Genomic DNA, 24,677 nt, shown 5'->3' with positions numbered 1-24,677 from the left:
CATGTCAATGCAGGCGGGCCCGGGCGGGCTCTTCGCCAAGTTGTTCTGGATCTGGATCGGCCTGTTGGTCTCTGTGTTTGTGTTCTGGCGGCTGCGGCACATGTGGCTCAAACGCCATCCCCCGATGGACGTTCGAACCAAGTACAGCCGGCGACTGGCCAAGAGACTGAGGGACCGGCAAATTGCGCGCTTGAAGTGCCGAACCACGGGTAAGCCTCGGCACCGGCGGCGTCACTGAGCGCCAAGCTCGGACGAGGACCGCGGACTGAACGCGGTCGATGACATCACCAGACTGAATCTGAGGAGACAGACCATGGGAAAGGGTTCCGACCACGCCTTGCCAGCGGCGGGAAACGAAAAGGCATTGCGCTACGCGCTGATGCTCACCGGCGGCTTCATGCTGGCAGAGGTCATTGGTGGCTTCATGCTCAACAGCCTGGCTCTGCTGTCCGATGCCGCACACATGTTCACCGACGTGGCGGCGCTGGCCATTGCGCTGGCGGCCATTCGGGTCGGGCGCCGGGCCGTCGACGACCGGCGCACCTTTGGCTACCACCGATTTGAGATCCTGGCCGCCGCGTTCAATGCCTTGCTCCTGTTTGGCGTTGCGGCGTACATCCTTTATGAGGCGTGGCAACGCTGGAGCAACCCGCCGGCAGTCCAGACCACAGGGGTGCTGGTGATCGCTGTACTGGGCACGATCGTCAACCTCGTGAGCATGCGCCTTCTGTCCTCAGGCAAGGATTCCAGCCTCAACGTCAAGGGGGCCTACCTTGAAGTCTGGAGCGACCTGCTCGGCTCGATTGGAGTCATCGTGGGAGCGCTGGTCATTCTGTTCACAGGGTGGAACTGGGTCGACACCGTCATTGCCGTGGCCATCGGCTTGTGGGTGCTGCCGCGCACCTGGATCCTCCTGAAAGAGACGCTCAATATCCTGCTCGAAGGTGTCCCCGAAGGCATCGATCTGCCTCAGCTCAAGCGTGCGCTCCTGGACCTGCCAGGGGTGGTGTTCGTGCATGAACTGCATGTCTGGGCGGTCAGCAGCGCCAAGACCAGTCTGAGCGCTCACGTCGTCTACAACCCGCAAGCGGCAGACCCTGCCACCATGCTGGACGCCGTCAACCAGTTGCTGGCGAAGCAATTCGAGATCACCCACACCACCATCCAGTTGGAAACCCAAGCCTGCGGTACAGCTGCCGCCGGCGCCTCGAATGCTGGTGCGGATCATTGGAAAGCACCCGTGTGAATCCCGCGCGGACGATCACCCTCGGTTCCTGGTTTGCACAGGGCTGCGCAAACAGGTTGCGCCTGCCAGCGCTGTGTGTCGTGGCCTTGCTCGCCGCCGGCTGCGCCACCCCCGTGTATGAAAACTCCCTGCCGTGGGCGGAGGGTTGGCGCGTGGGCAAAGTCAGCAGGGTTGAAGCCACTGCTCAGGACCTGGCGTTCTACCAGCGCCGGTGCAAGGCCGATCAGTTGGATCGTGCGCAAGAGCGGCTCGCCATTGTCCAGTGGAGAGAGGTGGGTCGGTCGCGCTGGACCGTTGCGCGCCTGCCTGCAGATGTAGCCGTGGTTGCTGGAGAGCCGGTCTACGTCAAGGTTTGGGATTGCTCGGCGGCCCTCGTCAAACGCGAGATGAAATAGAGCACAGGCCAGCTCCAGTCGGTCGATTCAGATACCTCACCGGTCGCACCCGGCGTGCACGAGTGAACGGCGCTGCTGCCCCACCACGGAGCGTGAGGGTGGGCCAGCCCAGCGCGACTGGGCTTTGGATCTGATCTTCAGAGATCGCGGCCATTGGAGTGGCTCGAGTTCGCGCCAGTCGAGCCCACGTGGTGCTGGTGGTATTGGCCAGGGTAGATTTCTTTGAGCTTGCGGCCGACCTCGCCGGCGGCCATCAGGTCCCCGATGTGGATGGCCTCTGCCAGTTCCTCCTTGACCTGCTCGCGTGTCTTGCCGGCTTGCGCCATCTTGGACGGATAAAGGTTGGGCTGCAGTTCATTGAGCCGTGATCCGGATTCCCCGGCGGCAAGCGTATCACCGCTGCGAACGGCCTGCTCCAGTTCCGCCCGCACCTGGTCCCGGGTCTTGCCCAGCACCGGGGTCCTCAACTGGTAGCCAACGGAGTTAAGCTCACTGACTTTGGCGCCGATTTCCCCGCCGGCCATGATGTCGCCGCTGCGCAGGGCTTGCGAGAGCTCGGCTTTAACCTCCTCGCGGGTCTTGGACTGGGCGCCATGGCTGGCATCGAGAGCGAATGCAGGGGCTGCGCTCAGGGCGAGGATGATGAGAGTGGTCTTGAGTTTCATGTTGGTCCTTGAGATCAATGGTTGGAAGCGAAAAGTGGTGCCTTGGATGGGCGGGGTTGATTGCATTGCGTGTGCCAGGCCCGAAGGCCCTCAGCCGTTCACGGCGCTTGGTGGGCTTCGACCCAGCCGATCTCGCCGCCTAGGTCGCGCACGCCATTTGTAGTGGCGGGGCCCTTTTGACCCGCTTGAAGTTCATCCAGAACCTGTTGCCTGCTCTTGTTTGATACCGGTGCCTTAACCAGTGGATAGGTGGCGGGGTAGCCGCGGCTGATCCAGTGCAACGATCCGTTTTGCTGCGCAACGAGCACGTTTTGCTGGACGTCTTCCCGGCTGACGGTGCCGCTCAGGTGAGATGGCACGAAAGTGGCACCTTCTTCCTGGCTAGGGCTGGTGTGAAACGCGGTCGAAGCGAAAGACGCCGTAGCAGTGGCTGCCAAGCTGAATGCGATGAGGGCGAAACGAGCTTTCATGGGGTCTCCCTTAGCACTGAACGCCCGGGTGAGAATTCAGGAGGCACAACCTACTTGCGCCTCGGAGACAAGTCTAGAAATCCGCCGCCCACGGGCCGCTGACCGCAGCATTACAGTTTTGACAGCACTGTGTCTAAGCTAGCCACGGAGGGTCACAAAGGCCTATGCAGTGTTGATTTCTACGCAGAAGTGACCCACTGGGGTGCGGATGCGTGGAAATCAACAGGCCTGAGCTATTGCTCGACGAATGCGCTGAGCGCAACCGCCGCACGTCATATCAGGAACATTGAAATGGACCATGTGAAACTCCTTTGGTTGATTCACGTTCTGACTATGAACCTTGCCGCGGTTGTAAGGCCAAGGACTCACGGAATTCAATCGGCATAGAAGAACAGAGAGCAGCAAACGAACCCAGTGCTGGTGGTGTCTCTACGAGCTAGAACGCTCGCACCTAGGGTGAACGACCGTCGAAAATCTCCATCTCAGCCGAGGGGAAGGACACCTTTGGCGCCTTGCGCCTTCCCGCCGCGTGCCTAGCGCGCAGGGGCCACCATAGCGGTGGCAATTGCCAAATGCTGGGCTGGCCCTGTACCTGCCTGAGAGAGAAAACCCTCCGCGAACGAGAAATGTTTAGCGGAGCGGACCACATGCGCTCGGAAGGCCAGCGACTCGCTAACAATTGCAAGTGACAAGAACTTCACCGACAACTCCAGGGTGACAACGACCTTGGAATCGTAGTGACCCAAACCGGCAAGTACGAAGGCTGCATCAAACCCTGCGGCGATGACGCCGCCATTGATTGCCGCGGTTCCTCCGCCTCCCTGAAGGCCGGATTCGATTTTGGTGAAACTGATGATCGCCAAGCCCGGCTCTTCAAACGCCCCCCTAAACCCAAACCAAGCGACTTCTTTCCTGGCGTTGAATTGAGCCAATTGCTCTTCGCGCTGCGGAGAAGCTAGACGAAACGGGATGGTCGGACTTTGCATGGGAAAGCTGGCTGGAGGAATGGAGCGTTTAGCGTCCAAATCTACATTGAAGTACCGTCCAAATCTACATCGAGGGTGCGTCCAATCTTGCATCCAAAGCGCTTGCGGAGGGGGTTTCTCCAATAAAGACTCGTAGTTTGACCCATTGCAAGTCCCCTAGTACCCCGCGAGCTGCTCACGCGAAAAAAATACGGGTTGGGAGCCGACAGACCCAGACCTGCACATCGCGAGGGGTGGCGCGCTACATGGGGTTGTGTCGAGAGGAGCGCCGGCACGGAATCACCAGAGGCCCCGCTTGCTTACTTTTGCCAGTGCGCTGGTTAGGGCCATCAGCGTTTGCGCATCTCCCAGCGCCTCGGCTCCCTTCAATGTCACCGGCAATGGAATTCCTGCAATCTCTTGAGTGCGCCTGAGCACCTGTTCCACCAAACTCGTTCGCGGAACAAAAATGTAGTGCACTTCACAATCCAGGCCATGAGCCAAACGTGCAAGCGTATTCAGCGTGATCGTGCCGTTGGCCTCGGCTTGCTCCAGTTTGCGTGCCCCCTGCGCCGTCATGCCCAAACGCTCTCCTAGCGGTGGTATTGGAATAGATGCCAAGCTGCTCACACAACAGGCGCAGCATTGCCGTCGGCATTCGGAGTTTGCTGTCTGGATTTCTGCCAGTCAGGGCAAGGAAGGAGAGTTGGACAGCAAGCCCCAGGTGGTAGCGCTTTGCATAATTGCTATCGCGAATCTCCTTGACCAAACGGTCAGGCAGACGGCAGTGCAACTGCACATCGTCAACGTTCAGGCCCGATGGAAGTTTCTCGTAGCCGACAAATCTGTACCGGTAGCTCGACATCAGCGTCCTCCCCAATCCGGGAGACACTATAAAACGCTGCTAAGTTGTTGTCGCTGGTCGGTTTTTTGACGCAGGATTCCGATTTCGCAACGAAACCGAGATCACCCCTGATCGGTGGCCTGGCGCTGCTGATGTCGCGATCGGGCTGACGGCATGGGGACCGCATACACCCTGAGCGTGTTCGATCCGGTGAACACGCCCTGCAAGGGGGTGGATACCGCAGTCAAAACGCGCGTTTCCAAACCAGCCTCGGTCTGTACAGCCAGTCCAGTGGTGTGAAAGCGGTCGGTGGCCTGGCGCCAGCGGGCGCGGAAGTTCTATGACCGCAGTACCTCGTACAGTCGCCGTTCGGGCTAGCACCGGTCGATGTACCCAACAGCCGCTTCGTGGCAGTCGGCGTGAGCTCACCTGGCAACACCCACCGTCGGCAACCGCTGCACTGCCGTCCTACGACCCGGCCGCTTCAAGCTGGTAGCTGTCAATCGTCAGTCATTGCGACTCCCCGTGCCCGACATGGACTTGGTTCCGGGCACCGGCGTCGCTACAGCCCCCACCTCCTTGAATCCTCTCGCTAGAAACTGGGGTCGAAGGTCTTTTAAAGAGTTGTGCGGCACCGCAACCCACAGCAGGTCTCGGGCGCGCGTCGCCGCGACGTAGCCGATGCGGCCCACCTCGGTCGAGACGCCATCCAGCAGTGCCTGCGCGTGCTCCTTGGTAGCCATGTACAGGACCGCATCCAGACTTTCTCCCTTCGCCTTGTGTACGGTGTCGATCCGCAAGGCCTTGGCGTCACTGTGGGCCAAGTTCTCAGCGCTGGTCAATGCCGTGCTCGGCAAAGCCTTCTTGGTCAGCTTGTTGCCGAGGTTGGCGACCTGCTTGAACCCGAAGTCCGATTCCAATTTGGCCAGCAGGACCTTAATGCGTGCCAAAAGTTGGGCGTGCCACTCCTGGTCGGCTATCAGGGACGATGACGGCAGGCCAGTGGCCTTGTCGCGAGTGAATGCCCAAACGACCTTCCGCAGTTCCCGGTCGGCCGGATTGCTGGAAGGTTGGGTAATCTGGCTCACAAGACCATTGGGCGCGTTGTCCAGCAAGGTGACCACGGCGATGGCCACGCGCTGGAACGCCTTCAGGAAATCCTGGCGCCGGTCACGCAGCACCGCGGCTGCAGCGAACGCCTTGACGAGGCCCTGGCCGGCCGGTGCGTCGTCACCACGCATCGTTCCGGCCTGTTTTTTTGCGCGACACAAGATGGCGGATCGCTTGGCGTCAGAGCCGGCGGCGGACATCGCGACCTGAAATGCCGTGAAGACCTGGCGATGTTGGTCGCGTTTGTAGCCGATGAAGAAGGCGCCGTGAGGCGCTGTCGGCGCAGGCCGTTCAGCGACGTCGCCGCGGCCACACAGGCTGTTGGCTAGATCCACGATGCTGGGGGCCGACCGGAAGTTCTTTTGCAGGGAGTGCTGCTGGACGCCGGGGCGTTGGTGATAGTTGGTGAGGAATTTGCCATCGGCGCCCGCGAAATCGTAGATGCCCTGGTTGGGGTCTCCGATCAGCGTCACGCATGAGCCGGCGCTGATCAGCAGCTCCAAGATGGCTTGATGGACTGACCCGATGTCCTGGGCTTCGTCGATCACGATGTGCGGGTAGCGGCGCGCCAGTGCCGCAAGCAGTTTGGGCTGCTCCTTCAACGACCGGTACGCCCAGTAGCGGCCGAGGTCGTGGGTGTAGGCACCCGTGCAGCCCAGTCTTGCGATGAGCTTGCGGGAGACGGAATCGTCGACCAGGTTGACCTGGTCGTTGAACACGTGGAAGAAGACCTCTTTGCCGTTTACAAACGCCAAGTTTAGCGCCTTGATCGACTGAGGAAACGTCGACGTCGGGAACTTGAAGCCCTCGAGGAAGGCCTCATTGCCAGTCACAAGATAAGCTGCTCGCGGGGACTTCATAGTCCGGTGGCCATGTGGCCGAACAATGTGGGTGGTGATGAACCCGTCCAGCGTGTCGATATCAACCCGCGACCGGCCGGGGCTGGACGGTAGGCTACTCGCTAGGTCGTCATAGGCCTTGCGGAAGGTGTTAACCGCCACGTTGGAGAACGACAGCAGCGCCACGCGGCCTCGCGCCGCGCCGAGATTGCAGCGCATCCGGACGAGGCGGTGCACGGCGGTCTTGGTCTTGCCGCTACCGGCGCAGGCGATGACGCACAACGGCACCATCGGCGCATCGACGACGTTTTGCTGTTCAGTTGTGAGCCCGCTCATGACGTTGGCACTGCCGCATGGCAAACGTGCTTGATAGCAGCCTGAATGTAGGCCGGCACTTCAAAGGGGACGGTCTTGTCTGAAATGACCTGCGCCAAAGACTGGGCGAAGCTGCCTTTCTGGACGTTGTTCTGCTTGCGTTCGAACATCCCGCAGAACAGCGCCTTGGCCTGTTCTGCATCACCAACCTTACCGGCGACGGTGACTTCAAGAGACTTGGCGATCCGCGGCCGCAGTTCCTTCAAAGCCTTGATCATGGCCGTGCGGTTGTCTGCCTCCAGGGCCAAGTCGTACTCGAAGGTCTTGAGACCATGGAACACCCTGACATGGTCATCCTCGCGGGTCTTCATCTTGGCCGTGTTGGCAGAGACGATGATGGTGTCGCCCGGTGCCGGGTAGACCGGCTCGGCATCCTCGTCTTCTTCTTCGTCGGTGTCCTCTGCCACGGTAGACGCCGCTACCGGTGCGGCAGCGAGCGCAGCCGCTGGATCCGCAGCCGCGCTCGCCGGACCAACCTTGGGCGCCACGGGGTCGGCATCGGTCAGGACAGACACATTGATCTTCAGCGCGTTGTCCCCGAATAGGGGAAGGAACGAATCGAAGTTAAGTCCCTCGACGCTTATAAGGCTGACACCATGCTGGCGGAGGTTGAATCCCATGCGCTGGGCGAGCGCGTCGACCATCATGAGTTCGGCAGCGCCCTCGACGAAGATGACGCGACGGGCGAAGAAGAGCTCGGCGCGTGTGACGTCGAGGTAGCGCTCAAGCTTCTCGCGCTTACCTTTGTCAAAATCAATGCTTCGAGGAAGGAATGTCTCGACCGCTGTGCCGGTGTCGACGAGGCACACTAGGCTGTCCAGGTTGGCGATGCTCGCAAAGTTCGGGGAGTGGCTGGTGACGAAGAGTTGGACGGGCTTCTCGCCGTCGACGGCCTGGATGGACTGAAGATACTGCAGCAGCACGGCCTGAAGCTGAGGATGCAAATGAGCCTCGGGCTCTTCGACGATCAGGCCCCGATAGCAGGAGTCGGGGTTCTTGGTCAGCTCGCTCAGCACGACCGCCATGTAGATCAGGTTGTTGAAGCCCAACCCGTTCTGCTCGATCTCAAAGGCATCCACCACCAACGACAAGCGAGACTTCAAGCTCTTGAAGTCACTGGCGCTCAGGCCGACCTCTAGTAGCTGCGCGAGCTGCTCGCCCAGCATCGTCTTGTGCCGGGTACCAATTGCCTTCTGAGTATTGACTATGGGCAGGTGCTTCTTCAGCTCTTTGTCTAGGTCTTGCAGCGCCTTGTCGATGCCTTCGATGCCATCCTCCTCGGCCAGCAGCTGCAGAAGTCGCGCAAGCTGGCTGGTGCGGCCGGGCTTGAGGCCTTGGGACGCATCGCGCAGTGGTGGCAAGTACACGCCCCTGAGGTTCTCCATCATGTCCGCCGTCAGCCCGATGTCCTCGTGTTCGCCGCACCATCGCTTGGCGCGCAGCCTGCCGCCTTTATCGGGTTCCGAGTAGCGGATCTTGATATGGGCCTCGAACTTGCCAGCTGCATCGGGTACGAGGGCGGCAAGGAAATCTGCTTCATCGTCCGCGTTGAGGCCGGTGAACACGTACTCGAAGACGATGTCCCCGGACGACGTGCCGCCCTTGGGCCTGCGAACGTCCTCTTCACCGAGGCGCGGATAAGGCTCGTCGTGCCCGGCCAGCAGCGCGCGCAAGGCGTCGACCACGGCCGTCTTGCCGACGTTGTTGCCGCCGACCAAGACATTCAGGCCTGGTTGAAATGACAGCTCCGCATGCTTGAGCTTGCGGAAGTTCTTGATGACCAGTTTGGCCAGGTGCATTGTTGGTCTCTCCCTAGATCAAATGCTAACCGGCTGACGCATGCCCGCTCGACTAGTCGACGTCAAACGGGCAGTTGAACGTAATCGGCGGGCGTCCGCTTTCGGGCATCGCGTTTAGGCATTCGAAATGCCGCAACCGCTGCTGAGCGGTCTCCGCGGTACGGCTAGTTCACTCTTACGCTCGCGCCACCGGCACATCCTCCCACCGCGTCGTGTACTGCGGCGTGCGCCTCTCTTGCTTCATCCCCCAGTCTTTGCCCTTGTTGGTGCCCCCCGTGGCGCCTGAATGCACGGTGCCCTTGCCGTAGCGGTGATTGAGCGTATCCAGCGCCACCATCAGCTGGGTGCGATCCCGGTGGTCTTCATCCTCCAGATCCAACTCGCCCTGCAGCACGCTGCCCGGCATCAGGTCCAGCAGCATCACCCCGGCCTTGGCCATCTTGAAGCCGGGCTCATAGATGCGCCGCATGCCAGCGGATGCGGCCCACACCAGCTTGCCGGTGTCGGCCGTCGGACGGCGCAGTGGCACCACGATGCTGCGGTTGAACCGGGGCCCGGGCCGGAACGGCGAGGTGTGGCAAAACACCAGCAGTTGGCTGGCCAGACTGCCTTGCTTGCGCAATTTCTCGGCCGCACGGCTGGCGAACTCGCTCACGGCCTCCACCAGCGGCGGCAGCTCGGTCACTGCCTGGCCGAATGCCCGCGTGCAGGCAATTTCCTTTTTGGGTGCTGGTGCATCGTCCAGGTCAATGCATTGCATGCCCTGCAGCTCGCGCACGGTGCGCTCCAGCACCACGCTCCAGCGCCTGCGCACCGTGGCCGGGTCCAGACGCGTCAGGTCCAGCACGGTATGCACACCACCTTCATGCAGCTGCGCCGCGATCTTGCGGCCCACGCCCCAGACTTCTTCCACCAGCGTGGCGGCCAGAACATCGTCCAGGTCCTGGGCGGGCAGGGCGGTCAGGTTGCACACCTGGGCCAGCTCGGCCGGGTAGCTGCCCGGTTTGCGCTCTGCCGTCTTGGCGACGTAGTTGGCCAGCTTCGCCAGCGTCTTGGTCTGGCCGATACCCACCCCACATGGGATGCCCACCCACTGGTTGATGCGGTCGCGGATGGCGTGGCAGCGGTTGATCAGGTCGCCCCGCATGCCCTGCATGCCGATGAACGACTCATCGATGCTGTAGATCTCCTGCGATGGGCCCAGGCCCGCCGCCAGGCTCATCATGCGGTTGCTCATGTCGCCGTACAGGGTGAAGTTGGCACTCAAGGCCACCAGCCCGTGGGTCTCTTCCATGTGCCGTATCTGAAACCACGGCGCGCCCATCTTGATGCCCAGGGCCTTGGCTTCATTGCTGCGGGCGATGGCGCAGCCGTCGTTGTTGCTCAGCACCACCACCGGTCGGCCGTTCAGGCTGGGGCGGAACACCCGCTCACAGCTCACGTAAAAATTGTTGCCATCCACCAGGGCATACATGCTGGCCTCCCTCCATCAAATTAGGTGAGAAAAAGCTTCACGCACCCACTCACCACGCCCCACACCTCAATGGTCTGGCTGTCGCGGGGGATGATGTCGGGATAGGTGGGGTTGGCCGCACGCAGCTTGATGCGGCCGGCACGCTGATGCAGATACTTCACCGTGCATTCGCCGTCCACAATGGCCACAACGATGCTGTTGTGCTTCGGCTTGATCGCCCGGTCCACGGCGATGATGCTGCCGTCATCGATGCCCGCGTCGCGCATCGAGTCGCCCCGCACCCGCCAGAAATAAGTGGCCTGGGGATGCTTCACCAGCAACTGCATGATGTCCAGCCGCTCCACCACGAAGTCGTCAGCAGGCGATGGAAACCCCGCGCGCACACTCACGCCGCACAATGGCAGCGCGAGCGCCTGCACGGCCGCGTCATATGGCACGGGCAGGGGGGAATCCAAAATGCTGTACATATTCACAGTATAGCCATCTACTGCCAGAATGTTGCCATGTGTACCTACTACGAGGTCCCGGGCCGCGAGCAGCTGGTGTTGCACTTCGGTGACCTGCCCGAGGAGGAATGGCGCGACAAGATGAGCCCGCTGTACCGTGGGCCGTTCCTGCGGGCAAAGGGCGAAGCAGGGCGCGAGCTGGTGGTGGGGCAGTGGGGCATGATTCCGCCGAACTCCAAAACACACATCCCCACCGGCAAGGATGGCAAACGCCTGAACACAGTGAACGCCAGGCGCGAGGGCATGACCAAGTCTTGGACCTTCGGTGGCCCCTGGCGCAAGGGGCAGCGCTGCATCATTCCGGCGCAGCGGTACGTCGAACCCTACTGGGGCATCGGCAAGCACATCCCCTGGCAGTTCGAGCGCGCCGATGGCGAGCCCTGGGGCCTGGCGGGCCTGTGGAGCGAGTGGACCGACCCGGCCACGGGCGAGGTGCTACCCAGCTACTCCATGATCACGCAGAACTGCGACGACGTGCCGGTGCTAAATCTGATGCACCGGCCTGACCCCAAGCGCGCGCCCGACAAGCAGGATAAGCGCACGGTGGTGCCGCTGGAAAAGGGGGATTGGGATAGCTGGCTGCGCGGCACTATCGAACAGGCCGAGGCGCTGATCAAGGCTCCGCCGCTGAAGCTGTTTGTGCACCGGGCAAAGGATCCGACGCAACATCTGGAACTACCCGTTGGGCTTGTATGAGGTGTTTAAACGGGTGAACGCCCGGAAACGAAAAAACCGGCTTGCGCCGGCTTTTCCCCCGAGCAGCAGGTGGTCGAGCCACACAGCCATCACGGGGCAGTTGTTGCTAAAGATGTACCACATCAGCATCCTGCTTCCGTTGCAGTTTGGCCATTGCGCCTGCCGTTGAACCGCCTTTCCGCTTGCCATACCATCGGGGAAAGGCGCTGCATGACTACCACTCCTCAATTCGACAGCTACTTCTTTGGCGATGATCTCCTGACGGATGCACGTCGGGGCGTTGCCGAAGCCGTTGCGCAAACCCGTGCTGCGGGACTAAAGGTCGAAGGCTACGCAAGCCATCTCGAGCGACCTGATGCGGAAATAGGATCGTTGGGCACCCAGCCAAAGACGCACAACAAACCGGTTCTAGATGGCTCAGAGCAAGTTTGAGCGAGTCCACCAAACGGCGACGCTCAGCACTTCTTGAACTCCCCGTTTATTTCATTGAGCGAGGTTCTCCTCGCAGGGGGATGCCGAGCGGGCCACATCGAATTTCTTCCAACGGCAGCGTAGGGACGAGCGACCCTCACTTATTGAAATTCAACACCGAATTGACTTCAGCCATGATCGCTTCCATGAACCTTGGGGACAAGTCGGAGCTGCCACCGTTGGCGTAGCTCAGGATAAGGAGGGTCAGCGGATGCAATTCGAGCACGCCGGCGAGATCGTCCACTTTGTTCAAGGTCGGGCTCTTGAGGCCACGTTCCAAACTGCTTACATAGGTACGGCTCGATACAAGGCCAAAGTCTTCTTGAGAAAGGCCGCGTGAGTTTCGAGCGTTCCGCAGTCCCGCCGCGAAGTTATTCCTGTTGGGATGGATGTGTTTCATCCACTCCGATTAATTCGCCATGAAACCTATAGGACTACAATCTATAGGGTTCATTTTGAGACTTCGGGACAATAAAAATGCGCGCACCCACCGGCATAAGCCGGCTCGAAATGTTCAAGGCCGAGGTGACCGACAATGGCGCGGAAGCATGCCTCCCTCATGCACTGAGTACCCGTTGGCTCAGTGAGTTGGCTCAATCGACGGGATCGATGTTGGAGGGTAATGCAGCCGATTCTGAGGGTGATCTCGCGCTCGCTGCTGTTCTTAGCATCCTCGAGGCAAAGGGGTATATGGACCAGTTCCTTCAATCCAGCGAAGACGTCCAAGCAAAAATACTTGCCGACTATGAGTTAGAGCTTGCTCTAGAGCTGATGCACAGATGTACTGACATACGCTACGAAGCAGCGACACTTGAAACTATCTTCACCAATCGAGAATTGGTCACATGGCGCCACGGGGATACGCATGAAGCCGACCTTAGTGATCTACCCCGCGTGGGTTGACGCCCTGACGGCAACTGTAGAAGAGGGCGGGATCCTGTCCTACTGATCGTTGCCCACGAAGGTTGGCGAGAGCGAGCCTTCACGGGCAAGCCGGTCTCGAATATCCGCATATTGCTTATAGAAGCGCTGAAGCTTGGCTGTCCCACCGATCTCTGCCACAGCGTGAATCATGGCAAGGTGGCTGGCTATACGAGCAGCTTCATTCGACTCGAGTTCGCGTACGCGCTCCAGCGCTTGCCCGAGCTTGTCAGCTGCGACTGCGGTCCCAGATTTTTGTACCTGACCAAGTACCTTGCGCAGCTGTTTTTGCCGGCCTTGGTACTGCTCCAGCAACTGTCTTCGTTCCGGATGGCGGGTGATGCCAGAGGCATCTCGGATTGAGGTGTGAAGACGGGTGACGGCTCTGGCCGTCACATCTTCATTGCGGGATAGCAAGCCCTCCAAAACACTGATCAGCTCGGTGTGAGACGGGTCGAGAGTCCTACGTGCCACTAAGAACGCTCCTTCCTGATGGGGACTTTGACAGGTCAACACCGTCGGGAAAAACCTGACTGCCTGGTGTAGTGGAGAGAAGCCTCTCCACTCCCTCTAACCGAACCTTTGCATGAGCAATCTGATTGTCACGTCCTACGGTACTGGCGGGACGGGCCTGTGCGGCCTCCATTGCAATCTTGAGTTTGCCGTGTAAGGCAAGAAGGTTTCGTCGGTTTGCAGGAAGGTCGGTCGCCGAAAGGTGAAGGCAGCCGGAGAAACACTCAAGATGTTTGGGGCAAGGGTCAACCGTAAACGAGTTCAGGCAGTGCCCATACGGTGTCGAATGGAAGCCATCGGCTTCCGCCGCAAGAAAGAGGAGGGCGGGCTCATCGCCTTCCTCCTGCAGTATGCGTTTGAACTCTCGGACGATAGGCCCTTGGGCACGACCTGCCTGGATCATCTTGGCGACTGTCGCAGCTTTGGAGTCTCCCAAAAATTCCTCCCAGGCGCCAGGCAGTTCAAGCTGATCCATTTCCTCGGCTAGGCTGCGGTGATCGTATTCGTAGCTTTGGGCAACGCTGCGGCGGTTGAACCTCTTGGTGATGATGGTGTCGGCGATGCCGAGCCTGAAGAGTTCTGAGTTCTGTAGGTGTCGAAATGAATGCGTCTTGAGCTTGAGTTGGCGATCTTCCTCGCTTCGACCGTAGACCTGGAAGAGCGAAAAGCGGTCGGTGCGGCTTTCATCGCCCAGGGCAGCCTGGAGAAGCGCTTCATCAGCCACCCCGACAGAGAAAGTCATCGCTGGATGAAGGATGGTATCGCCGCGCCCTGCACCCACTGCGCGCTTTGGCAAAAGGAATAGCATTTCCCATGGAGCGAGCTTCGTGCCGTTGTCCAACGTAAAAGGGGAGAGATCTGAGACTTTGGTAGGCACTGAGTTGTAGATGAACGACTCGACATCAGATATCCGTAGAAACTTATTCTGCACTCCACGCCCCGTAGCGGGATAGCCGATGCCATCTCTCAGAACAAGACCTGAGGCTCTGTTCTCCTGCGAAAAGTACCGGCTCACAGCAGCCGACAGTACGGTCTCCTTCCGTATCGAAGACGCAAGCTCTTGTAGATCCGACAAGTCCCACGACTGTCGATAACGCTCAACGCACTCCCGGACAGCGTACGAAGGCTTACCGGCCCACATAGGGTTTCCGGTAAGTCGGACGTACATTTCGACTGCGTTAACCAGTTGATCAGGTCGGTACATAGGAAAAAGGCGCCCTGTCTCATACTGTGCTTTCAGCGTGGCTCGCAAGGGGCTTGTCCAAGTCGCGACTTGTGCGAGAGTGCGTTCAAAATCATCGCGAAATAGATCAGGGACAAATTGCGTGGTTTCGTAGAGCGACTGAGTACCTTGCTTTTCTGCGAAGTGCCGGACCATCAAGGCCTCGCTGATACCCCCACTTTCGCCCGCGGGGCGTCCCTGCGTGTCCAGGTAAGTCCTTGCGCGCCTCCAATCAAGGGGCAGTAGCGCGACCTCACCGACACGCATGCCGGTGAACAACAGCACTTTGACCATGGCAAAGCGGATCGCGTCGTTCAAGGTCTTTGGCTTCTCCGTGAACACTATGCGAACCAACTCCCAAAACGCCCTCTGCTCTGGCAGCTTTTGCTCAGCTTTGCGCTCTGAAAGAGTCCTGGCCAATCTGTCGTGCGTCAGATAGAACTTCGAGTGCTTCTCTTTCTGTTGTCTTGTGCGCTTGACTAAGCCCATCAAAGGGCAGGCATCGGCTAAGTGCAGTCGGTCCACCACCGTGCTCATAATTGCTTGAAGAACGATGGACGTCCCTTTGGCCGGCTGGCGCGCGTCTGCCAACTCGCAAGTCAGCTGCAAATCTTCAACGGTCACTTGCCAAGGCTCTTTGTCAGCAATAGCAGCTAAAAAACGAATCGCCAAGGAAGCAGCCGTGACGAACGGAATACTCTTTTTTCGGACAAGCAGGTATTCAAGCACCACAGCTTTCAGGAAGTCCTGCCACTCGGAAGAAATAGGACCGTCCGGACGCCGCGGCGTATCAGGAATGCGGGCAGCAATGTCGGAAAGTCCAGCGGGGTACAGGCTGAAGGTACGTAGAGCGGCAGTCCTCGGGCGCCCGTCCTTGGTAATTTCACGTAGATCCCAAGCCGTGCCAGGCAGGGCAATACCTCTGTCATCTAAAGGTATTACCCACGTAATTCCGTTCTGTGCTGCCAGCTCTTTCATCGCCCCAACGAAGGAGTCAAAGTTGTTGTTTCGTTCTAAGTCGGGAAGCGCACGATGCTCAAGTGAATAAGCCTTACTTCCCATCATTGCCCTCCAATTGATGGATAACGCCTTTTACTTCCTCGATAGCTTGACGAAGCTGCAGGTACGCTGGGGATTTCTCATCGCCTTCACCTGCGGTTCGGAATTTGTTCACAACACTCCGGAAGTCCTTTAGGACTTGTTCGTGAAGTGCAAGGTCTCGCACCGGCATAAACTTCGTGCAGCCATAGCAGGCAGTTACAGGGTTGTAAGGACATGAGGGCTGGCCGGTCTTGCAACCACCGATACCTGCTATTGGAATGCCATGAGGCACGCCTGCAATTTGCTGCTCCCCCTTGAGGTGCGCAAGCTCTTCATCAGAAATGAATCGATGGTCAGCAATTTTGGCTAGGGTTTGGAAAGTTTCGGATAGACCCAGCGCCTTGTTGACCAATTCAGCTTGGTTTGCTGAGGCTCGGAAGTACACAAGACCGGTCGTGAGCCTGGTATGTCCAAGCGCTGCCGCAACTTCTTCTTGGCTGGCACCCGCGTCCACCATGCGCTGGACCATCGAGTGACGTAGATCGTATGCAACTCTTCCCCTGCCGGGCAATATGACGTCTAGCCTTGAGATGAGCGAGGCACTGAGTGCCATTCGATTCTGAAACCCGAAGAAGTAGGCCGAACTGGGTGCATCGGACAGAAGCCCGTAGGTTGCAACTAACAAAGGCGCCCACTCCCGTTTGACCTTACGCAGCAGTGGAAGACGCGAAGCCTGGACGTCCTGTTGTTTAAGCGTTCGAAAAGTGAGGTAAACCGAAGGCAAGCCGCTTTCCTTGCTGACCCGAATTTCGCAGTCACGCTTGCGCAAAGTTCCCAGCTGCTTTGGACGCATACCGAACTGATACGAGCAGACTACTAGGGCCGCAATCCGAAGGTCTGACCCAACCAGGGTCGTGACTGAGGCCGCTGCCTGGTCGATCCAGCGAACCAGCGCTACCTCCTCCTCTATTTCTAGGAAGCAATCTCCGGACCGCACCGCAGCGTAGACGTCTTTATGAGGAGACGGCAGCGTTGTCACAAGTGCTTGATACCGGTGAGCCCAAGACCCGAAACCTACCAAGCAAAAAAAAGAGATGAATCGTTTGAAAACTTTTATTGATTCGTAAGGCAAATCTGTAGTCAATGCCGGCCACTTTGCGCGCAACGCGACGGGTTCTGAGACCGCTGCGACTACAAGGGAGCTCTCAGGAATAACACGTAAGCCCTTGTAGTAAGCGGCAACCGTAGCGGGCGCATAGTCCACAAGCGAGGTCAGCAGGAAAAGGCGAATCAGCGGCCGTACGCGCTCTCCGAAGGCCGTGAAATTCAGCCTAACGTGCCCCCCCGCATCGGCCAGCTCCACGCGTGAATGGGCCTCGTCGGTGTTCACAGAACACATTTTTTCGGAGTAATCATCCTCATAAACGATCACACGTGGGGGCAATGGAAGCCGAGCCACTTCTGCAGAGAAGTACTCATCCGAGCTCCACTGAGAGAGCGTGTGTGGCAAATTACTCATTGGGGCAAGCTCCGGAGTAGGGCAAGTCGGTCGTCGAGTTTGTCGTTCCAACTCTCGTTCAACTGTTCATCCAGTGCTGCTTTGGCGTAGTGGAGGGGCATGGTTGATCCCTTGGACCAGCCAAAAAAGCTCCGAAGATTCATCATCGCTTTGTCGGTGGGAACGTCAGCCGCTTGCATTTGGCGCATGCGAACCACCGCGCAGGTGTGTCGTAAAGAGTGAGGTCGCAGTCTGTCAGACCCGGTGAAGTCCAAGAGCTCAGCGCGTGCTCGGGCTGACAGCGCCTCAGTAAGCGGGTCAAATCCCTTGTTCACGCCGGCGAGCGAAAGCGGTAAACCCCGGACACTGCTCAGAAAGAATCCGTGGTCGACCCGACCCCTGTAGTTTTCAGAATACGTCTGGAACACTTCTGCGGTCTGGCGTGCGACCGGAATCGTGCGAATGGAAGCCTGTGTCTTGATGCCGGGGGCGTTTGCACGTGGGTCCTCTTCAGTTTCAACATTTCTGACCGAAAGCCTGAAGCTCAAGTCTCGCGTGCGCGGATGCCTCTCTACTTTCAAGAAATCAGCAGGCAGTAACAGCGCCTCACCTCGTCGCAGTCCTTGAAAAAGCATGAGCGACACGACCGCAAGCATCCGCCACTGGGTCGCTTCCGACCGATAAGGATTAGTCGGGGACCCAGGTTGAAGAGCGTCCAAAAGCTCAGATACCACGCTTCGCGGTAGCGCTTTAGGCCTGAAGGTTTTCTTTGGTCGGTAGGGGCGCAAACCCAAATAGAGGTTGTCTAAATGATTGACGCGGCCCATGACGGCCTCGAGCGGTTTGGCCTTGGCGGGGTTTTTTTCGAGCCGCATCAAGGTGTCTCTCACGAAGTGAAAGGCAGTGTTCCAACGGTTCAGAGTCGAGCCGTTAGGGTGCGGAACGTTTCGAAGCTTGACAAAGAAGGACTCCAGCAAGCTGCCGAGCGTGACCAAGTCCATGGCGCTCAGTGCATCGTCAAGATTCTGACCATGCTCTTCGACGTGCACGTACAACGCATTGATATGCGCCAGCTTCTGACCCAATGTTGAAGGAGCCAAGTCTGCTTCCCTAAACATTGACCACACGCTTGCCCAGAACCTGGGCATTGAAGCATCGTCAACCAGCGCTGGTCCAAGAGGAGTCTGTTTTATTAGCATCTAAAGCAACACGTTTACTACATAGTACGCGAACGATGTTGCGTTTCGGGGCTCGATAGAACAACACGCTCCAATAGTAGTCTTTTTTGATACGATGTATATTATGTCAAATCAAAAAGACAGGAAGAATTTGGCCTGTTCATGGGTGTTGTCTGCCGTGGCTCCTGTCGGTTCTGCCGTTGTCGCGCTCCTGCTGGCTTCCTTGTTGTCCGCTCCTCGCATCGCATCCGCGCAAGCCATTCCAGGGGGTCTGGCCATGGGCATGACCGAAGCCGAATTGAGATCCGCAGTCCCGGGGCTCGAGCGCGTCCGCCGTCCTGCGCGCGCGCCCAACGGTGCGATGGGTCTGTGGCGCCAATCCCATGTCGCCATCGACAGCTGGCTGGTGGACCAGACGTTCTATCTGGATGCCGAGGGCCTCAGGCAGATCGAATGGCTGGTCGTGCCGCACGATGGCAGGGACAGCGGCTCCAGCTTTTCAGGCCTGGTCACAGGTTTGCGGCAGCAGTACGGCGCCGAGCTGGCCGCGCGGCAGTCCACGCCAGGCTTCGTCCAGGAAAGCGCTTCATGGGTCGCCGGCGACATGGACGTCATCGTCAGCCGTTCGGGCGCACCGGACCAGGCCACGGTGCGCATGGTCTGGCGTCAGCGGGTCACCAGGGACGCCAGCGAACTCTGACGGCATGGCCCGATCCGCAAGTGTGCAACCTGCATCCCAGGAAGAATCGGTCCTGGAGCTGGGTCGCCGGCTTCCGCCACAGCTGCGGCTCGGCACCTCATCGTGGTATTTCCCGGGCTGGAAGGGCCTGGTCTGGCAGGGCGATCACAGCGACGCTGTGCTTTCGAAGAAAGGCCTGCCGGCCTACGCCGCCCATCCGCTGATGCGGACCGTGAGTCTCGACCGGGCGTTCTACCGGCCCATGTCGGCCAGCCAGTACGCGAGCGTCGCTGCGCAAGTGCCGGATGGATTCCGCTTCGTCGTCAAGGCCCCTGCCCTGGTGGCCGATGCGACGGTACGCGGCGAGGGCGGTCGCGGCATCCAGCCCAACCCGGCGTTTCTCGACCCGCTCCTTGCGCTCAACGAATTCGTCGAACCCGCCCTGCAAGGTCTGGCGGACCGCACCGGAGCCCTCGTGTTCCAGCTGAGCCCCCTGCCCGCCACGGTGGCCCAACGGCCTGAGCAGGTGCTGGAGATGCTGGACCGCATGCTCGCCGCCCTGCCCCGCGTCGCCGAACGTGTCGAAGGTGCGGTGGTCGCGGTGGAGGTCCGCAATGCGGGCCTGTTGACGCCTGCGCTGGTCGATGTGCTCAAGCGCCATGGCGCGACGTACTGCCTCGGCCTGCACGCCAAGATGCCGCCCATCGAAGAGCAGCTACCCGTGCTGCGCGCGCTATGGCCAGGCCCGCTCGTCTGCCGCTGGAACCTGCACCGCAAACACGGTGCCTACGGTTACGAAGAAGCCAGGTCGCTCTACGAACCCTTCGACAGGATCGTGGACCCGGACCCCGAAACGCGCGACACGCTGGCGCGCGTGATTGCCGGCACCGTCGGTGCGGGCCAGGCGGCCTACGTCACCATCAACAACAAGGCAGAGGGCTCGGCTCCGCTGTCGGTGCAAGCCGTCGCAGCGGCTGTACTGGCAAAGATGAAGGCCTGAGCTGTCCGGCCAACACGGGGCCGGGGCAGTCAGGGTGGCGCGATCAGGGTGCCGACACAGACTTCGCGTCTGGCTTGGGCAGTGAGCCGGGTTTTTTCGGCCCCAGCACGAGATTGAAAGCCACGATCGGCGCGCTGAAGTCGCTGAACGGTGCGCCAAGGCCGATTTCGCCGGAACCGTGCAACACGCATTCCTCGCGGCGCAACACCATCTCGGTGTTGCCGGTGTCACCGGCGAACCGGATCCACGTCCCGTAGCTGCTGACATCGACCAGCACGAAACTGCCGTGCCGCCACTCGATGCGCGCATGCGTGCGCGACACGCGCGGGTCGTTCACCACGAAATCGGTCTCGATGACACGACCCAGCTGGATCGGCATGCGCTCGGAGGGATAGCTCGCCTTGTTGACCAGCCAGGAAAGCTCGATGGTCGTCGCCGAGCTGTCGACCGGCGGCTTGAGCATGTTGAGCGAAGCCTGCACCGTGAGGAATTCCGACGTTTCCTCTTCCCAGTCGATGCTGTAGACCGACATCGGTTCGGCCTTGCCGCGGATGTTGAGCAGGCCCAGGCTGCGGTAGCGCGTCGCCATGTGCGAGACCTGGTCGATCACGGCATCGGTGGTCCAGATCTCGTCGGCGTCGCACATGTCGCTCAGGCGCGACGCGACGTTCACCGCGTCGCCGTAGCAATCACCGTCCACCTCGACGATGTCGCCGGAGGCCACCCCGACCTTGAGTTTCATGCGTTGGGAATCGGGCCAGGCCTGCGTGCGCTTGGGCAGGCTGTTCTGCAGCTCCACCACGGCTTCGACGGCTTCGATGGCTTCAGGAAACACGATGAGCACGCCGTCGCCAAGCGTCTTCACGACGCGGCCGCCGTGCGCTTCGCAGACCTTGCCGATCCACTGAGTCAGCCGCGTGACGGCTTCGGTCGCCTTGGCGTTGCCAAGGCTCTCGAAAACGCCCGTGCTCCCTGTGAGATCCGCAAATACGACGGTGGTGTTGGCCCCCATGCCCGAACTATCCGCAACATTTAGTTGCGACAGAGTTTAGAGCATGCAGCAGCATCCGGCCATCACACAGATATGGGCTCGCATTCGAGACCTTGCCAGGCGCCCGCCCCTTCGATCTTTCTTGCCGTTCACCGATTGCAATGCATGAAAAACTTCATGTTTTTGTGGCAAGCCTTTGATTTGAATGTTGTTTTTTCAACACTCGGGCGCATTCAAATACTTGCCTGCGACATGTCCGGCGCTTAATGTGGGAGCCCTGTTGTACTTGGGGCCAATGTTTGAAGGCCCCCACGAACATGCGCTGGATCAAGCACGGCTTCGCAAGCAGCATTCACAGCTTTTTTTCCCAGACCAGTCCCACGGTGCGTTCGCAGCCGACGGATTGCACGGAAGAGGTTCGGCAGGCCATGCTCCACCTGCTCGGCGATCGCGTTGAAGACCGCAGCACTGCCCAACTGGTACGTCGGTTGCGCATGGCCGAGAACGTGCAGGAACTCTGGTTCGTGCGCGACGGGCTGATGTCGGCGCTGGCCGTTCTCTACGGCGAAAGCCTCGCGCGCCAGAAGATCCACGCGCTCAATGCCCTGTTCGAAGGGCAGATTCCCTCGAATCTCTACACGCCTCGCCAGACGCGCTCGCTCGGCGGCAACTCGCTCTCCAACTGATCGCCGAACGATCTGCTGTCGGTCCCTCGCGGCGCAGCCGTCAGTGCCCGTGGCTGTGCGCGTGGGGATCGTGGTCGTGGTCGTGACCATGGGCGTGTCCCCACACCAGGAACGCGTCGCGGCCTGACAGGGCCAGATCCACACGGGCGCCGACCGGCAGCAGCACCTTGGTCGGTACATGGCCGAACGGCAGGCCGGTCAGCACGGGCGTTTTCACCTGCGTGCGCAGCCAGTCCACCACGGTCTGCAGCTTGAATCCCTTGTCGTGCGGCACCGTCCGGTAGTTGGTGAACTGCCCGAACACGATGGCCTTCTGTTTCGCCAGCACTCCGGCATGAAGCAGTTGGGTCAGCATGCGCTCGATGCGGAACGGATGTTCGTTCACATCCTCCACGAACAGCACGCCCCCGTCGGGCGGGGCGAGATACGGCGTGCCAAGCAACGACACCAGAACCGCGAGGTTGCCGCCCCAGAGCGTCGCATGCTCGATGCCCTGCAGCCGGCGCGCGGGTGTGGCGTCCACATCACGCTGGGGAACTCGCCAGCCGGTTCCTTCGCCCTGGCCGAGCAGCAGGTCGTCGAAGCAGGCCAGCATGATGTCGTCGGCTTCGCCTTCCGCGCCGAAGTCCTCGCCGAGCGCCGGGCCGGACCAGGTGACGGCCCCGGTCTTCGACAGCACTGCATTCTGGAAGGCGGTGAAATCGCTCAAACCCACGAACTGCGTGCCCTTCCCGATGGCTTTCGCGACGGCTTTGTAGCGGATGCCGGGCAGGATGCGTGTGAGCCCGTAGCCGCCGCGCGAAATCAGCGCCACGTCCGCACCGCTGGCGGCAGCGCGGTGGATGGCCGCGATGCGGGTTTCGTCGTCTCCCGCGAAGCGCATGTGGCTGGCGAGCGCGGCTTCGTCGATCTCGACCTCATGACCCAGCGCCTTCAGCCGCGCCACGCCACGGCGGAAAGCCGCCTTGTCACGCACGGCACTGGAGGGAGAGAAAACGTAGATGTGGCTCATGGGGCAGGAGTATCGCCGAGGCGCACCAGCGCCTCGTGCGCGATCGCCTCGCCGTGTTCCTGCACAAAATGCCCGGCGTCGGGCAGCACCAGCGGCGCGGGGCAGCCCGCGATCTGTGCGCGTAGCGCCTCCATCACGGAAGTGCCCAGCACCGGGTCCTGTGCGCCGATGGCCATCAAACTGCGTCCACGCCACGCGGTCTGCCAGAACTGGCGCGCCTCCCGTGAAATGGCCGCGCCGTCGTCGCTCGCAGCTTCGGGCACCATCGGCGGAAACGCCCGCGTCGCCGCGCGATAGCCGCGATCGGGAAACGGCGCCATGTAGGCAGCGCACTCGGCATCTGTCATCTGCGGGTTGCCGCGCGCAAACAGGCGCGCGATGTCGAATTCGGGTTTGGCCGCGCACATTTCGCGCCATGCCACGAAGCCCGGCGACAGCGGTTCGTCGCCGGTCGCAAGCATCGTGTTCATGACCAGCAGGCCCTGGTAACGGCCGGGTGCGGCCATCGGCAGGGTCAGGCCGAGCAGGCCACCCCAGTCCTGCACGACAAGATTCACGCGGCCCAGGTCGAGCGCCTCGATGAGTTCCAGCAGCACCTGGCGATGCCACGCGAATGCATGCGCGGTGTCTTTCTTCGGTTTGTCGCTGCGACCGAAGCCGATGAGATCGGGTGCGACGACACGATGACCCGCCGCCGTGAATACCGGGATCATCTTGCGGTAGAGGTAGCTCCAGGCCGGGTTGCCATGCAGGCACAACCAGGTGACCGGTGCTTCTCGCGGTCCCTCGTCGAGGTAATGCATGCGCAAACCGGCGAGGCTGGGCAGGTCGCTCACGTAGTTGGGTGACCAGGGATAGCCCGGCAGATTGTCGAAGCGCTTGTCCGGTGTGCGCAGTGCATCTTCACGAAGCGGCTGGTTCGCCGTACGCGCCTCGCTGCGCCGGCTCTTGAAGAAAGCCTGGAGGACATCCGCACATTCGCCCGCCAGCACACCACCCTGGACTTGCGTCTGGTGATTGATCTGGCGCTGGGCGAACAGGTCGAGCACCGAGCCGGCCGCGCCGGTTTTGGAATCCGCAGCACCGTACGCCACGCGCGCGAGCCGGGCGTGCAGCATCGCGCCGGCGCACATCGCGCACGGTTCGAGCGTCACGTAAAGCGTGCAGCCATCGAGCCGGTAGTTGCCCAACTGCTGCGCCGCGCTGCGCAACGCGGCGATCTCCGCATGCGCGGTCGGGTCATGTCCGGTGATCGGCGCATTGCGACCGGTGGCGATGACCTTCCCGTCACGCACGATGACCGCACCCACGGGCACTTCGCCCGCCAGCGCCGCGGCCCGTGCTTCTTCGAGTGCGAGCCGCATGAATGCGGCATCATCCGCCGCGTCGATGGCTGCCGGGTGGTCCAGCGGCTGGCCTGCCGTCGTCATGCGGGTTGCTTCGGATAGCCCAGCCGGTCCATCCATTCGCCCAATGCCTGCTCGTCGGGGCTGCCCTCCGCATAGATCTTGCGCATGGCAACGTGCGACTCGGGCCGGTGCTGGTTGATCTTGATCTTGCATTCGAGCTGCGTCACCGACAGCTCGAACGCCACGATGCCGGCGAGCAGCCTGGTGGCGAAGTCTTCACCCAGATCGCGCCACTGCTGCGCGTACGGCGGCTCATGGTCACCGATGAGTTTCTTGAGCAAGGCGTCCTTGCCCGGCGCATCCTCGATCAGCGTGGCCTGCACCTTGCAATGCACGGCGACGTAATTCCAGGTCGGCACGCGAGCGAGGTCCGGATAGACCTTGGGCGACAGATAGGCGTGCGGGCCAAGGAACGTCACCACCGCCTGCGGCCGCGCCTGCAGGTAACGCCAGTGCGGATTGGGCTTCGCGCAGTGACCGAGCAGTACCAGCTCCTGCTCACCCGATGCGCCCCGCTCTTCCAGATGCAGCGGCAGGTGTGTGACGAAGGGCATGCCTTCGTCGTCGTTGGAGATGAGGCTTGCGAAAGGATGCGCGCGCATTAGCAGGCACGCGTCCTCGGCATTCTTCGAATTGAACTGGGGCGGCAGGTACATGGCTTGGCGCTTCGTG

Annotated in this window: 26 protein-coding genes; 8 read left to right on the top strand and 18 right to left on the bottom strand. The window is 60.5% G+C overall.

What is annotated here, in order from left to right; all coding sequences use genetic code 11:
- Positions 1 to 313: 313 nt before the first annotated feature.
- Positions 314 to 1,246 (top strand): cation diffusion facilitator family transporter, encoded by a 933-nt coding sequence (locus tag ACO2Q9_RS10900; RefSeq protein WP_423311132.1) that lies wholly within the window; start codon positions 314 to 316, stop codon positions 1,244 to 1,246.
- Positions 1,228 to 1,641 carry a hypothetical protein gene (locus tag ACO2Q9_RS10895; protein ID WP_423311130.1) on the top strand — a complete coding sequence of 138 codons (414 nt, stop codon included), beginning with the start codon at positions 1,228 to 1,230 and terminating at the stop codon, positions 1,639 to 1,641. Before ACO2Q9_RS10900 ends, ACO2Q9_RS10895 begins: the two co-directional genes overlap by 19 nt.
- A 137-nt stretch (positions 1,642 to 1,778) precedes the next feature.
- On the opposite strand, the gene ACO2Q9_RS10890 is transcribed toward ACO2Q9_RS10895, so the two are convergent.
- The 9 genes from ACO2Q9_RS10890 to ACO2Q9_RS10850 form a co-directional block, all read right to left on the bottom strand.
- Positions 1,779 to 2,306, bottom strand: a complete 528-nt coding sequence (locus ACO2Q9_RS10890; RefSeq protein ID WP_423311128.1) for a DUF4148 domain-containing protein — start codon at positions 2,304 to 2,306, stop codon at positions 1,779 to 1,781.
- Between the two features lie 98 nt (positions 2,307 to 2,404).
- Positions 2,405 to 2,776: a hypothetical protein gene (locus tag ACO2Q9_RS10885; RefSeq protein ID WP_423311126.1), complete on the bottom strand. Its 372-nt coding sequence runs from the start codon at positions 2,774 to 2,776 to the stop codon at positions 2,405 to 2,407.
- A gap of 219 nt (positions 2,777 to 2,995) precedes the next feature.
- Positions 2,996 to 3,076 carry a heavy-metal-associated domain-containing protein gene (locus ACO2Q9_RS10880; RefSeq protein WP_423311250.1) on the bottom strand — a complete coding sequence of 27 codons (81 nt, stop codon included), beginning with the start codon at positions 3,074 to 3,076 and terminating at the stop codon, positions 2,996 to 2,998.
- 233 nt (positions 3,077 to 3,309) lie between these two features.
- Entirely contained in the window at positions 3,310 to 3,762 is a 453-nt protein-coding gene (locus ACO2Q9_RS10875) for a PaaI family thioesterase (protein WP_423311124.1), read from the bottom strand.
- Positions 3,763 to 4,041: 279 nt separating this feature from the next.
- Positions 4,042 to 4,320: a hypothetical protein gene (locus ACO2Q9_RS10870; protein ID WP_423311122.1), complete on the bottom strand. Its 279-nt coding sequence runs from the start codon at positions 4,318 to 4,320 to the stop codon at positions 4,042 to 4,044.
- A gap of 771 nt (positions 4,321 to 5,091) precedes the next feature.
- Complete coding sequence (locus ACO2Q9_RS10865) at positions 5,092 to 6,870, bottom strand: UvrD-helicase domain-containing protein (protein ID WP_423311120.1); 1,779 nt, start codon at positions 6,868 to 6,870, stop codon at positions 5,092 to 5,094.
- Positions 6,867 to 8,708, bottom strand: coding sequence for an ATP-dependent nuclease (locus tag ACO2Q9_RS10860; protein ID WP_423311117.1), 1,842 nt, complete (start codon positions 8,706 to 8,708; stop codon positions 6,867 to 6,869). Before ACO2Q9_RS10860 ends, ACO2Q9_RS10865 begins: the two co-directional genes overlap by 4 nt.
- 175 nt (positions 8,709 to 8,883) lie before the next feature.
- Positions 8,884 to 10,182 carry a Y-family DNA polymerase gene (locus tag ACO2Q9_RS10855; protein WP_423311113.1) on the bottom strand — a complete coding sequence of 433 codons (1,299 nt, stop codon included), beginning with the start codon at positions 10,180 to 10,182 and terminating at the stop codon, positions 8,884 to 8,886.
- Between the two features lie 20 nt (positions 10,183 to 10,202).
- Positions 10,203 to 10,649: a LexA family protein gene (locus ACO2Q9_RS10850; protein WP_423311111.1), complete on the bottom strand. Its 447-nt coding sequence runs from the start codon at positions 10,647 to 10,649 to the stop codon at positions 10,203 to 10,205.
- A gap of 36 nt (positions 10,650 to 10,685) precedes the next feature.
- Between ACO2Q9_RS10850 and ACO2Q9_RS10845 the strand changes: the two genes are divergently transcribed.
- Together ACO2Q9_RS10845 and ACO2Q9_RS10840 are read left to right on the top strand one after the other, a co-directional pair.
- Complete coding sequence (locus ACO2Q9_RS10845) at positions 10,686 to 11,384, top strand: SOS response-associated peptidase (RefSeq protein WP_423311108.1); 699 nt, start codon at positions 10,686 to 10,688, stop codon at positions 11,382 to 11,384.
- A gap of 210 nt (positions 11,385 to 11,594) precedes the next feature.
- A complete protein-coding gene (locus ACO2Q9_RS10840) occupies positions 11,595 to 11,816 on the top strand; it encodes a hypothetical protein (RefSeq protein WP_153064232.1) in 222 nt (73 codons plus the stop codon).
- A gap of 136 nt (positions 11,817 to 11,952) precedes the next feature.
- Here the strand turns inward: ACO2Q9_RS10840 and ACO2Q9_RS10835 are convergent, their stop codons facing one another.
- The gene (locus ACO2Q9_RS10835; RefSeq protein WP_110958691.1) at positions 11,953 to 12,255 is read right to left on the bottom strand and encodes a helix-turn-helix domain-containing protein; all 303 of its coding nucleotides are present in this window, start codon (positions 12,253 to 12,255) and stop codon (positions 11,953 to 11,955) included.
- Between the two features lie 77 nt (positions 12,256 to 12,332).
- Between ACO2Q9_RS10835 and ACO2Q9_RS10830 the strand changes: the two genes are divergently transcribed.
- A complete protein-coding gene (locus ACO2Q9_RS10830) occupies positions 12,333 to 12,758 on the top strand; it encodes a hypothetical protein (RefSeq protein ID WP_110958692.1) in 426 nt (141 codons plus the stop codon).
- A gap of 39 nt (positions 12,759 to 12,797) precedes the next feature.
- Here ACO2Q9_RS10830 and ACO2Q9_RS10825 read toward each other — a convergent pair whose 3' ends face one another.
- From ACO2Q9_RS10825 to ACO2Q9_RS10810, 4 genes are all read right to left on the bottom strand, one after another.
- Positions 12,798 to 13,250 carry a hypothetical protein gene (locus tag ACO2Q9_RS10825; RefSeq protein ID WP_423311105.1) on the bottom strand — a complete coding sequence of 151 codons (453 nt, stop codon included), beginning with the start codon at positions 13,248 to 13,250 and terminating at the stop codon, positions 12,798 to 12,800.
- Complete coding sequence (locus ACO2Q9_RS10820; RefSeq protein WP_423311103.1) at positions 13,240 to 15,576, bottom strand: hypothetical protein; 2,337 nt, start codon at positions 15,574 to 15,576, stop codon at positions 13,240 to 13,242. Before ACO2Q9_RS10820 ends, ACO2Q9_RS10825 begins: the two co-directional genes overlap by 11 nt.
- Entirely contained in the window at positions 15,563 to 16,942 is a 1,380-nt protein-coding gene (locus tag ACO2Q9_RS10815) for a site-specific integrase (protein ID WP_423311101.1), read from the bottom strand. Before ACO2Q9_RS10815 ends, ACO2Q9_RS10820 begins: the two co-directional genes overlap by 14 nt.
- A gap of 125 nt (positions 16,943 to 17,067) precedes the next feature.
- On the bottom strand, positions 17,068 to 18,150 hold the full coding sequence (locus ACO2Q9_RS10810) for a site-specific integrase (protein ID WP_423311099.1): 1,083 nt from the start codon (positions 18,148 to 18,150) through the stop codon (positions 17,068 to 17,070).
- A gap of 355 nt (positions 18,151 to 18,505) precedes the next feature.
- Here ACO2Q9_RS10810 and ACO2Q9_RS10805 point away from each other — a divergent pair, with 355 nt between their 5' ends.
- Positions 18,506 to 18,928, top strand: a complete 423-nt coding sequence (locus ACO2Q9_RS10805) for a hypothetical protein (protein WP_423311097.1) — start codon at positions 18,506 to 18,508, stop codon at positions 18,926 to 18,928.
- A gap of 4 nt (positions 18,929 to 18,932) precedes the next feature.
- Complete coding sequence (locus ACO2Q9_RS10800; protein WP_423311095.1) at positions 18,933 to 19,907, top strand: DUF72 domain-containing protein; 975 nt, start codon at positions 18,933 to 18,935, stop codon at positions 19,905 to 19,907.
- A gap of 43 nt (positions 19,908 to 19,950) precedes the next feature.
- On the opposite strand, the gene ACO2Q9_RS10795 is transcribed toward ACO2Q9_RS10800, so the two are convergent.
- Positions 19,951 to 20,919 carry an adenylate/guanylate cyclase domain-containing protein gene (locus ACO2Q9_RS10795; RefSeq protein WP_423311093.1) on the bottom strand — a complete coding sequence of 323 codons (969 nt, stop codon included), beginning with the start codon at positions 20,917 to 20,919 and terminating at the stop codon, positions 19,951 to 19,953.
- A gap of 296 nt (positions 20,920 to 21,215) precedes the next feature.
- On the opposite strand from ACO2Q9_RS10795, the gene ACO2Q9_RS10790 reads away from it, so the two are divergent.
- Positions 21,216 to 21,584 (top strand): hypothetical protein, encoded by a 369-nt coding sequence (locus ACO2Q9_RS10790; protein WP_423311091.1) that lies wholly within the window; start codon positions 21,216 to 21,218, stop codon positions 21,582 to 21,584.
- A 40-nt stretch (positions 21,585 to 21,624) separates the two neighbouring features.
- On the opposite strand, the gene ACO2Q9_RS10785 is transcribed toward ACO2Q9_RS10790, so the two are convergent.
- The 3 genes from ACO2Q9_RS10785 to ACO2Q9_RS10775 are packed head-to-tail and all read right to left on the bottom strand — an operon-like array spanning position 21,625 to position 24,661.
- The gene (locus tag ACO2Q9_RS10785; RefSeq protein ID WP_423311089.1) at positions 21,625 to 22,596 is read right to left on the bottom strand and encodes an LD-carboxypeptidase; all 972 of its coding nucleotides are present in this window, start codon (positions 22,594 to 22,596) and stop codon (positions 21,625 to 21,627) included.
- Positions 22,593 to 24,026 carry a tRNA adenosine(34) deaminase TadA gene (gene tadA / locus ACO2Q9_RS10780; protein WP_423311087.1) on the bottom strand — a complete coding sequence of 478 codons (1,434 nt, stop codon included), beginning with the start codon at positions 24,024 to 24,026 and terminating at the stop codon, positions 22,593 to 22,595. The genes ACO2Q9_RS10785 and tadA overlap by 4 nt, the downstream gene beginning before the upstream one ends.
- Positions 24,023 to 24,661: an FMN-binding negative transcriptional regulator gene (locus ACO2Q9_RS10775; protein WP_423311085.1), complete on the bottom strand. Its 639-nt coding sequence runs from the start codon at positions 24,659 to 24,661 to the stop codon at positions 24,023 to 24,025. Before ACO2Q9_RS10775 ends, tadA begins: the two co-directional genes overlap by 4 nt.
- Positions 24,662 to 24,677 lie beyond the last annotated feature (16 nt).

The organism is Variovorax sp. VNK109, from assembly GCF_049445855.1.
GTDB lineage: Bacteria > Pseudomonadota > Gammaproteobacteria > Burkholderiales > Burkholderiaceae_C > JAGOCV01.
Note: the sequence above shows the minus strand (reverse complement) of the source record. Positions and strands in the feature narration are given on the sequence as shown.

Excerpts from the sequence above, each read along its gene's own strand:
- ACO2Q9_RS10900 (WP_423311132.1), top strand. The coding sequence starts at position 314 with ATGGGAAAGGGTTCCGACCACGCCTTGCCAGCGGCGGGAAACGAAAAG.
- ACO2Q9_RS10890 (WP_423311128.1), bottom strand. The coding sequence starts at position 2,306 with ATGAAACTCAAGACCACTCTCATCATCCTCGCCCTGAGCGCAGCCCCT.
- ACO2Q9_RS10885 (WP_423311126.1), bottom strand. The coding sequence starts at position 2,776 with ATGAAAGCTCGTTTCGCCCTCATCGCATTCAGCTTGGCAGCCACTGCT.
- ACO2Q9_RS10880 (WP_423311250.1), bottom strand. The coding sequence starts at position 3,076 with ATGGTCCATTTCAATGTTCCTGATATGACGTGCGGCGGTTGCGCTCAG.
- ACO2Q9_RS10875 (WP_423311124.1), bottom strand. The coding sequence starts at position 3,762 with ATGCAAAGTCCGACCATCCCGTTTCGTCTAGCTTCTCCGCAGCGCGAA.
- ACO2Q9_RS10870 (WP_423311122.1), bottom strand. The coding sequence starts at position 4,320 with ATGACGGCGCAGGGGGCACGCAAACTGGAGCAAGCCGAGGCCAACGGC.
- ACO2Q9_RS10865 (WP_423311120.1), bottom strand. The coding sequence starts at position 6,870 with ATGAGCGGGCTCACAACTGAACAGCAAAACGTCGTCGATGCGCCGATG.
- ACO2Q9_RS10860 (WP_423311117.1), bottom strand. The coding sequence starts at position 8,708 with ATGCACCTGGCCAAACTGGTCATCAAGAACTTCCGCAAGCTCAAGCAT.
- ACO2Q9_RS10855 (WP_423311113.1), bottom strand. The coding sequence starts at position 10,182 with ATGTATGCCCTGGTGGATGGCAACAATTTTTACGTGAGCTGTGAGCGG.
- ACO2Q9_RS10850 (WP_423311111.1), bottom strand. The coding sequence starts at position 10,649 with ATGTACAGCATTTTGGATTCCCCCCTGCCCGTGCCATATGACGCGGCC.
- ACO2Q9_RS10845 (WP_423311108.1), top strand. The coding sequence starts at position 10,686 with ATGTGTACCTACTACGAGGTCCCGGGCCGCGAGCAGCTGGTGTTGCAC.
- ACO2Q9_RS10840 (WP_153064232.1), top strand. The coding sequence starts at position 11,595 with ATGACTACCACTCCTCAATTCGACAGCTACTTCTTTGGCGATGATCTC.
- ACO2Q9_RS10835 (WP_110958691.1), bottom strand. The coding sequence starts at position 12,255 with ATGAAACACATCCATCCCAACAGGAATAACTTCGCGGCGGGACTGCGG.
- ACO2Q9_RS10830 (WP_110958692.1), top strand. The coding sequence starts at position 12,333 with ATGCGCGCACCCACCGGCATAAGCCGGCTCGAAATGTTCAAGGCCGAG.
- ACO2Q9_RS10820 (WP_423311103.1), bottom strand. The coding sequence starts at position 15,576 with ATGATGGGAAGTAAGGCTTATTCACTTGAGCATCGTGCGCTTCCCGAC.
- ACO2Q9_RS10805 (WP_423311097.1), top strand. The coding sequence starts at position 18,506 with ATGGGCATGACCGAAGCCGAATTGAGATCCGCAGTCCCGGGGCTCGAG.
- ACO2Q9_RS10800 (WP_423311095.1), top strand. The coding sequence starts at position 18,933 with ATGGCCCGATCCGCAAGTGTGCAACCTGCATCCCAGGAAGAATCGGTC.
- ACO2Q9_RS10795 (WP_423311093.1), bottom strand. The coding sequence starts at position 20,919 with ATGGGGGCCAACACCACCGTCGTATTTGCGGATCTCACAGGGAGCACG.
- ACO2Q9_RS10790 (WP_423311091.1), top strand. The coding sequence starts at position 21,216 with ATGCGCTGGATCAAGCACGGCTTCGCAAGCAGCATTCACAGCTTTTTT.
- ACO2Q9_RS10785 (WP_423311089.1), bottom strand. The coding sequence starts at position 22,596 with ATGAGCCACATCTACGTTTTCTCTCCCTCCAGTGCCGTGCGTGACAAG.
- tadA (WP_423311087.1), bottom strand. The coding sequence starts at position 24,026 with ATGACGACGGCAGGCCAGCCGCTGGACCACCCGGCAGCCATCGACGCG.
- ACO2Q9_RS10775 (WP_423311085.1), bottom strand. The coding sequence starts at position 24,661 with ATGTACCTGCCGCCCCAGTTCAATTCGAAGAATGCCGAGGACGCGTGC.